A 5,526-nucleotide genomic window follows, 5' to 3' on the forward strand; every position below is an offset into this window, starting at 1 on the left:
TTTTTTGGGGTTAAACCTTCTAAAGCCTAACAAACCCGCCAAATAACCAAATCAGCACTCCACTAACCACTCCCACAGAAACTGCTGCGACAAATCCAATATAAAACGGCTTTAGCCCTAATCCTTTAAACATCTTGAAATTCGTTGATAGTCCAACTCCAGCCATCGCCATCCCAAGGAGATACGTCGTTCCAAATGAACTAAGATTTGTATAGATACTGCTCCAGCTATCAGACGCGAAAATACCAAATGCATTTCCTGTACTTTCCAATGTTGCATCCCCGATCGTTCGCATAATAGAAAGAATTAGAAATCCAATGACAAATAACGGAATGAATGTATACCATTTCGGCAACCTGTCCTCTTTATTTTCTGCCTGAACAGCCTGCTCCTTCGACTTGCTAAAAAATAAATAAGACACAAAAGGAATGATCGCAATGATAAATAGATTTCTCGTCAATTTCGTAACCGTTGCTGCATCCACCACTTGCGGCATCTGATAAAACTGATCATAAATTAACGCTGCTCCGGTCACCTGCGCTGTATCATGGATAGCGGTACCTAAGAATAACCCAGCCTTAATCGCATCCTCCGCAAATAATAAATGAGCGAGAAATGGATACAACAACATCCCTGTTAAACCAAAGATTGTAATATTCGCTACCGCATAAGAAATTTCATTTTCCTTCGCCTTTATTACAGGAGATGTCGCCATAATTGCAGTGACACCACAAATGCTCGTTCCGCTTGCAATTAAAGTTGCCAGACGCATGGACTGATTCATTTTATTAGCTAAGAATAAGGTTACAAATAAACCGACAGATATACATGCAACAATGAGCGGGATTCCGAATGCCCCAAGTTTTAAAGCTTCCATCAAACTCAATCGGAGACCGAGTAAAATAATCCCTGCCCGTAAGATATATTTCATCGAAAAGGAGATTCCTTTTGTAAAAATATCGGAGAGCCCGATTGAATTTCGAATAATAATTCCAAGTATAATTGCAACAAAAATTCCTGAGACTGGTGTTTCGCTGCCTTCAGATAATAAACCGATAGCTTTTAAACCTGCCCCGATGAGCCGAGCACCGTACATCCCGCTGAGCATGATCAGAAGACATAATAGAAGACCGGGTAAAATATTTATTAAAAAATGTGGTTCTTTTCGTTGTATTGCATTTTGCAAGGTAACCTACCCTCCCTCATATACGCACTTTTTCTCCATCCCTTATTATCGCATAACTAAGATAGTTTCGACAAAAATTTTAAGAATGATAGAAATTAAAATAACGGAACACTTGTTCTTTCACTTTAATTCTTGCTATAACTAGAATCACATCTCGGTAAGTCCTCGTTAAATTCTAAAAACTTCAAAAGGGATGTGTTATAATGGAATTAACAAGATCACTTCGCCAGTCCCCCCTAGAAAGCATCATACACGATACAGTAAGAGACGAGCCTGCAGACTACAGCAATAACGAAGCAGATTTCCAAAGCAACAAAAAATTTAGAGCGCTAAAACGGATACCGCTGCCAAGCTTGATGGATTTAAAGATTGATTACGCTTTTAAGCAACTTTTTGGTATCGAAAAAAACAAACAAATTACCATTGTGTTTTTAAATGCATTTTTACAGGAAACGGGACGAGATCCGATTAAAGACATTACTTTCACCAATATCGAAGCAGGCGGAGAACATGTCGATGATAAGCAATCAAGACTTGACTTATTAGTCGTCACCACTACTGGTGAAAAAATCAACGTTGAAATTCAGTTTACCGATCGATATAACATGATTAAACGCTTTATTTATTATTGGTCAGGAATCTACCGCAGCCAGTTGCGTTCAGGAATGGGATACAAAGAGCTAAGCGATGTTATTTCCATCAACCTGTTGAATTTTAATATTTTTGATCAAACGGAACGCTTCCATACGATGTATCATCTATTTGAGGATGAAGAACAATTCAAGCTGACAAACGCCATGGAGTTTCACTATATAGAAATGCCGAAACTGTTGAAAGCCTGGAAAGAAGATAAACTGGACCCTTGGAACGATGTTTTAGCTAGGTGGCTATTGCTGCTCGGGATGGTTGATCATCGGAATAAAAATTTCTATGAAGATATTTATCATGAATTGGAGGAGATTGCAATGGAAGATAAAACACTTCGAAAAGCGTTTCATAACTGGGAAGAACTCAGCATGACACCAGAACAGTATTTAGCTTATGAATCTCGCTTAAAGCATATTTTGGATGAAGAAGCGGCAAAGCGAGAGGCAGAGCTCCGGGCACAGGAAGCAGAGAAAGATGGAATAGAGCGTGGAATGAAACGCGGAATGGAACGAGGAATGAAACGGGGAATGGAACAGGGGGAGAAAAAAGCTAAAAAATCAATAGCCCAACGCCTTCTTTCAGATGGTACAGAAATCCAATACGTAATGAATATAACAGGACTATCAAAAGAGGAAGTACTTGATATTCAAAAAGATATAGCTGAATAAGTTATCTTCAGCTACCCACCCACTCATCATCATAACTCTCAATGGGCGATAATGCAAAAGACCACCTCAGTACAAATCAAGGATGAAGTGGTCTTTCATATTACATATTTCACCATCTTTCAGGAAATACTAGACGTTTTATTTCAATGTTTCCTGCTGGAAAATCAAGCTTATATTCATTTTCACTTGCGACAGTTCCTAATTATGTAAGGCACCAAGCTCTTTATCTTTCACGATTACTTTTCCATATGTAGGTGTTTCTAAAGCATTAACCAACAGCACCATAAATATCATATGATACTTCACCGAATAAAAATGCTAAAGCGTCCCTTACTTCAAATTCCTAGAGTTAGGTTAGTGAAATTGTTCACATATTATACACAGCTTTTGGCTTATTAAGCGTATATAATAAAGATAGAATCAATGCTCACCGATGAGTAAAGTTTCTAGTAAACTTTAGGAGGTTATCTCATGAAAAATGTATTTGTACTTGGAGGAACTGGTCTATTAGGATATCACACAGTTATGGAGTTACTTGGAAGAGGTTATGAAGTTTCGACAATTGCTTTACCACCTATGCCATCAGAAGATATATTACCCGCAAAAGTCAATTGTCGGCTTGGCAATATAAATGAGATGTCAGATGAAGAAGTATTAAAATTATTTGAGGGTATGGACATGTTTGTATATGCAGCTGGTGTCGACGAGAGAGTTGTACCTGATGCACCTGCTGATGCTTTCTTTTATCGTGAAAACGTATTACCAACGCAACGAATTGCACGTCTTGCTAGAAAAGCTGGGATTAAACGATTTGTTATATTCGGATCGTATTTTGCTCATTTCGCAGAACAATGGACAGATTTGCCTTTAATGGAGCAAGCCTATCCACGTACTAGAATTTTACAGGAAGAAGTTGCGATCATGGAAGGATCAGGAGTGATGGACGTTATGATCCTCCGTCTGCCATATATATTTGGAACAATGCCTGGTCGCAAGCCTTTATGGGAAATGTTTTTACCACAAATTCAAGGTAATGAATTTGTACCAGTTTTAGGTGGCGGTTCAGCAATGGTTACCGTGAAACAAGTCGCAGAAGCAGCGATCGGCGCCTTAGAACATGGAGAACATGGTGGAACGTATGCAATTTCTGGAACGAATATGAAACATAAAGCCTTCTTTGAAATCATTGCGGAAGTATTGGGTCAAAAAAATACGGTTGTTCAAGTTGTCGATTTAGAGCAGATGAAGCCAGGATATATACAAGGTGATGAACAAGCTGCAAAAGAAGGGAAAGAACATGGTATCCATCTAGCATTAACGGCAGAGATACAAAACCGTGATGCTTATTTAGATCCAGCAGATACAATGCCAATTTTACAGTATAACGAAGATGATATTCATGCAGCTATTGTAGAAAGTATTAAAGCGTGCTTAGAATAATATCTTTAGTAACGAAAAGAATACGTTGACGACAATTGCTATATTTCTAAAAAAGCATAACGAAATACTTAACATAAAGTGAAACTCATTCAGTGGGGGTTTCCTTTCCACCCCCCTGAATGTTTGTTGAACAGAATCAGGTATTTACGGACTGTATATCCCCCACCTTAACATTTTGGCTCTCCCTCTTGTTTAGAGGTGGGGGGATTACAGACCGTTAATACGTGATAAATAGCGTCTACAAACCACTTAGATGTATCATCAGACACCTTTATTTTGGTTGAAAAATCAAGTATAGGTGTCTTTCGATATGCCACTAATTCTGATTCGATATATTAAAATACGCCCATTAACACTAAGGCATTATAAAAAACTAGTTGAGTGGACCAAACGAAACAATTTTCTTCAGCTCCTATTCACTAGCTCCTATAAGGTCCTATTATTTCCACCTATAATGCAGCCGCTCCCCCATCAACCGAAATTACCGCTCCATGAATATAAGATGATTCTTCGCCTAATAAAAATGCTACGACATCCCCTACTTCATTTGGCTGACCTAATCTACCCGTCGGTACTTCTTCGGCCATTGCATCAATCGCTCCCTGTGGGAATGCTCTTACCAGCGGTGTCTCGTTCGCCCCTGGTGCAATCGCATTAATACGAATATTATCCCCGCCATATTCGGCAGCAATTGTTTTGGTTAAACCAATAATCGCATGTTTTGTTGCAGAAAAAGCCCCAAGTGTTGGCTTGCCGACCATACCTCCTAAAGAAGCCATATTCACTATCACACCACCGCCAGTTTTCAGCATTTCATTCACAACAAATTTCAATCCATAGAAGACTCCATTTAAGTTTACATTTACAATGGAATGGAATTCTTCAATCGAGCATTCCAGTGTGCGGACTCCTGAACCTGAGATACCTGCATTGTTAAAGAATAAATCTACTCTTCCGAATTTGTCTATTGTCTCGGCAACATAACGCTGAACATCTTCCACGATGCTCACGTCCGCTTCAACAAAAATTGCTTCCACTCCAAACTCCTCACATAGCCTTACCGTTTCTTCTCCGCTTTCCTTTGACAGATCAACAATAGAAAGGTTTGTTCCTTTCTCCGCAAGCTTTAAAGCTGTTTCCCTACCAAAGCCACTACCACCACCTGTAATGATTGCTGTTTTTATCATATGAAAACCCCCGTTATTATCGTTAATTAAATCGATTGTGAATTGTTGAACATCGAAGTTTTATTATATCATTAACAACTTAAATAATCCATTTCTCTTATTTAGTTAACTTAGAATTTACTTATTTACTCAACATTCGCAGTCTGAAACAGTTATGTATTCCTTGGATATCTGGAGGTCCGCAGTCCTGACACCTCTCGCACCTGCTGAGCGGCTGGTGAGCCTCCTCTGGCAACTGTCAGTTTTATTTTCCCATTAGCGTTTCATCTGGTTTAATGGGAAAACAACTGGGGGTTATTCTCCCTTCAGCATGTTCATCTTACTTTAATGGGAAAATAACTGGGATTTATTCTCCCTTCAGCATATTCTTCTTACTTTAACGGGAAAACAACTAGGG

Annotated in this window: 4 protein-coding genes; 2 read left to right on the forward strand and 2 right to left on the reverse strand. The window is 38.9% G+C overall.

From position 1 onward, the window contains the following. Positions 1–19: 19 nt before the first annotated feature. Entirely contained in the window at positions 20–1,186 is a 1,167-nt protein-coding gene (locus SPD53_RS19370) for a YeiH family protein (protein WP_336253529.1), read from the reverse strand. A gap of 203 nt (positions 1,187–1,389) precedes the next feature. On the opposite strand from SPD53_RS19370, the gene SPD53_RS19375 reads away from it, so the two are divergent. After that, complete coding sequence (locus SPD53_RS19375) at positions 1,390–2,502, forward strand: Rpn family recombination-promoting nuclease/putative transposase (protein WP_336253530.1); 1,113 nt, start codon at positions 1,390–1,392, stop codon at positions 2,500–2,502. A gap of 471 nt (positions 2,503–2,973) precedes the next feature. After that, positions 2,974–3,942, forward strand: coding sequence for an NAD-dependent epimerase/dehydratase family protein (locus SPD53_RS19380; protein WP_336253531.1), 969 nt, complete (start codon positions 2,974–2,976; stop codon positions 3,940–3,942). Positions 3,943–4,391: 449 nt separating this feature from the next. Here SPD53_RS19380 and SPD53_RS19385 read toward each other — a convergent pair whose 3' ends face one another. Then, positions 4,392–5,129 carry an SDR family NAD(P)-dependent oxidoreductase gene (locus SPD53_RS19385; protein WP_336253532.1) on the reverse strand — a complete coding sequence of 246 codons (738 nt, stop codon included), beginning with the start codon at positions 5,127–5,129 and terminating at the stop codon, positions 4,392–4,394. Positions 5,130–5,526: the final 397 nt, after the last annotated feature.

Source organism: Oceanobacillus sp. MO10714A (assembly GCF_037072045.1).
Taxonomy (GTDB): domain Bacteria; phylum Bacillota; class Bacilli; order Bacillales; family Amphibacillaceae; genus Oceanobacillus; species Oceanobacillus indicireducens.